Origin of the sequence: Leucobacter soli, from assembly GCF_042659205.1 — a bacterium.
In the GTDB taxonomy this organism is placed as follows: Bacteria; Actinomycetota; Actinomycetes; order Actinomycetales; family Microbacteriaceae; genus Leucobacter; species Leucobacter soli.
This window is the reverse complement of sequence record NZ_JBHSRW010000270.1, coordinates 1-2842: the sequence shown is the minus strand read 5'-3', so window position 1 is coordinate 2842 and position 2842 is coordinate 1. Positions and strand designations below refer to the sequence as shown.

At 67.6% G+C, this 2842-nt stretch carries 3 protein-coding genes; all 3 read left to right on the top strand.

Annotated elements, in window-relative coordinates; genetic code table 11:
* A partial coding sequence (gene cysC / locus ACFPZL_RS11965) for an adenylyl-sulfate kinase (protein WP_382335575.1) occupies window positions 1-760 on the top strand: 760 nt, incomplete at its 5' end.
* Between the two features lie 239 nt (window positions 761-999).
* The gene (locus tag ACFPZL_RS11960) at window positions 1000-2403 is read left to right on the top strand and encodes a carbohydrate binding domain-containing protein (protein WP_382332894.1); all 1404 of its coding nucleotides are present in this window, start codon (window positions 1000-1002) and stop codon (window positions 2401-2403) included.
* 92 nt (window positions 2404-2495) lie between these two features.
* The coding region (locus ACFPZL_RS11955; protein ID WP_382335573.1) for a Wzz/FepE/Etk N-terminal domain-containing protein at window positions 2496-2842 on the top strand (347 nt) is incomplete at its 3' end.

Genomic DNA, 2842 nt, shown 5'->3' with positions numbered 1-2842 from the left:
GATCGCGGAGGGCACGGCGGATCCGGCGGCGTCCGCGCGGCTGGTCGACGAGTTGCGGCGCGTCGCCGAGTTGGTGCCGGGGGCCGAGGTGCGCTTCGTGCCGCGAGTCGAACTCGGGGCGGGAGCCGGTGCCGGCGCGGTCGATGTCACGGGTCTCGTCCTGGCCGGGCTCGGCGCGCAGTCCGTGCTCGATTTTCGTACGCCGTCGGCAGGGGGCTCCGGCGGCGCGGTGATCCTGTTCACCGGCCTCTCGGGGGCGGGGAAGTCGACGCTCGCCCGCGCGCTCGTCGACCGGATAGCCGGAGAGTCGTCTCATCGTGCCGTGCTGCTCGACGGAGACGATCTTCGCAGGGAGCTCGCCTCGGAGCTCACGTTCAGCGCCGAGGACCGGCATCGGAACCTGGAACGCCAGGCATGGGTGGCTGCCAGAGTGGCCGAAGCCGGAGGCATCGCGGTCTGCGCGCCGATCGCCCCGTTCTCCGCGTCGCGGGCGGCCATGCGTGCGAAGGTCGAACCGGCCGCCGAATTCGTGGTGATCCATGTCTCCACGCCGATCTCGGTCGCCGAGCAGCGCGACCGGAAGGGGCTCTACGCCCGGGCTCGGGCGGGCCTCATCCGGGACTTCACGGGGATCGATTCGCCCTACGAAGCGCCCGAGGACGCGGACCTCGCGCTCGACACCTCGGAGCTGAGCGTCGAGGCGTGCACGGAGGCCGTGATCGGGCTTCTGAACGAAAAAGGCTTGCTGAAAATTGGCTGAGAGAATCTGAATCGTGACTTTGCTGTAACCAACAACTGTGCTTACCCTCCTTGGGGCGTCTCGAAACGCCTCTGAAATCGAGAAACAGTCGCGACCCCGCTATGGGAGGCCGGGGTCGCAATCGCTGTTGCAACCCCGAGGAGCGCATGTTTACCCCCAACCGGTACCCCCCTACCCGGCCGACCCCCCAACGACACGAACCCCAGCCCCGCCCGTCCCGCACCCGTAGCCTGCTCGGCATGAGCGTGGCCGCCCTGGTCGCGGTGACCGCTCTGCACTTCGCCCCGGCGACGGCCACCGCCGCCACCGCCGGCACGGAGCTGCTGCCCAACGCGAACTTCTCGAAGGGCACGAGCGGCTGGTCCACCACGAGCTCCAACCAGACGCTCCGCGTCATCAACACGAGCAGCGGCAAAGTGGCTCACCTCAAGGTGAAGAAGTCCGGCAACGCCGTGCTCAACGATGTCCCGAACTCCGTTACCGGCGTCGCCAAGGGCACCTCTTACAAGGTGACCGCCAAGGTGCGCACCACCATCCCGAAGGCGGCCGGCGTCAAGGGCAAGGTGAGCGTGCGCGAGCTCGTGGCCAAGTCCGCCGTGAAGACCACTCAGAAGAGCTTCACGCTCTCGAACAAGAATTGGAGGACCGTGTCGTTCACGGTCACCGCGACCCGCTCCGGGTCCAGCCTCGACGTCCGCACGACGGCGACGAAGCTCCACAAGAGCAAGAACCTGCAGGTCAAGAGCGTCTCGGTGAAGACCGTCGCGTCGACCACGGGCTCGGACAGCTCCGACTCCGCGACCTGCTCCACACGGAGCCTGCCCAAGGGCACCGCGTTCGGCACGAGCATCTCGCCCGGCACCTACGGCACTCACCAGAAGGCCGTCGACCACGTCGACGGGGTCTTCGGCACGACGGTCGACACCATCCGCGTGTTCGACGGCGGCATGGTGTTCCCCTGGAGTCACTCGCGCACCAAGATGATCGCCGGCCGCGACCTCATCATGTCGTTCCGCCCGATGCCGCAGGACGTGCTCGCGGGCAAGTACGACAAGGAGTTCAAGACCTGGTTCCAGCAGGCGCCGAAGAACGTCACGATCTACTGGAGCTACATCCACGAGCCCGAGCCGCTGATCGATCAGGGCAAGTTCACGGCGGCCCAGTACCGCAAGGCCTGGCAGCGGATCGACGCGATCGCGGACTCGGTCTGCCGCAGCAACATGTATCCGACCCTCATCCTGACCGGGTGGACGGCGAGTTCCGGATCCAAGCGGGACTGGCGGGACTACTACCCGGGCTCGAAGGTGATCGAGGTCATGGCGTTCGACCCCTACAACGGGGTGCACGAGCCGGATCGGGACTACTACGCGACACCGGAGAGTCTCTTCGGCTCGGTCCGCGCGGTCGCGAAGGAGGCTGGCAAGCCGTGGGCGATCGCCGAGACCGGCTCGCGGGTGATCCCGAGCGATCAGAGCCCGAAGGGCGAGAAGCGGGCCAAGTGGCTGACGTCGCTCGCGAAGTACAGCCGCGACAACGGCGCCGTCTTCGTGACCTACTTCCACTCCACGCGCGATGGCGAGTGGCGGCTCCTCGACAAGCCCTCCGCCGACGCCTGGAAGGCGGCGATCCTGAGTTCGCCCTGATCCCCTGACGAATCCATCGGTGCATCCGATCCGGCCGCAGCGCTAGGATCGGATGCACCGCGGGGTTCCAGCTCAGGGGGGGAGCGACGACGATGACCACGAATGCATCGGCTCAGCCCGGGATCGATATCCGTCGATACTGGGACATCCTCGTCTCGCGCTGGCGCCTGGTCATCGCCATCGCCCTGCTCGGTCTCCTGGCCGCAGGCGCCTATCTCTTCATCGTCCCGCCCACGTATACCGCCGTCACGACGCTCTCGGTCTATCCGCTGACCACCGAGCGCTATGCGCCCAACCGCAACATCGGCAACCTGGTCGACATGGACGCCGAGGCGGTGATGGCTTCGTCGTTCACCGTCGCCGAGGTCGCCGCCGAGTCGACGGACGGCGGCTGGACCGCCGCCGAGCTGCGCGGCGGCACCACGGCCGTGGCCGGGGC